The 328-nt window shown below is 52.1% G+C and carries 1 protein-coding gene; it reads right to left on the reverse strand.

Features of this window, described 5'->3' with window-relative positions:
• Positions 1-328: FAD-dependent oxidoreductase (locus Q4563_RS18015; protein WP_303605480.1), on the reverse strand; the 328-nt coding region annotated here is incomplete at both ends.

A 328-nucleotide genomic window follows, 5' to 3' on the forward strand; every position in this document is an offset into this window, starting at 1 on the left:
GTTCCAGTGAATGGTGACATTGCCGTTAGCGGCTTTGTCGAGCAGCTTGTCGGCGAGGATTTTTTCTGAACTGAAGCTGTCACGACGGTGAACAACAATGACCTCAGAGGCGATATTGGCAAGGTACAAGGCTTCCTCAACAGCAGTATTACCACCACCAATCACCGCTACCGGTTTTTTGCGATAGAAAAATCCGTCGCAGGTGGCACAAGCCGATACGCCCTTGCCCTTGAAGGCTTCTTCGCTTTCCAGACCAAGGTAACGGGCGCTGGCACCGGTGGCGATAATCAGAGCATCACATGTGTATTCACCGCTATCACCCTGCAGT

This window comes from Gilvimarinus sp. 1_MG-2023, from assembly GCF_030548285.1.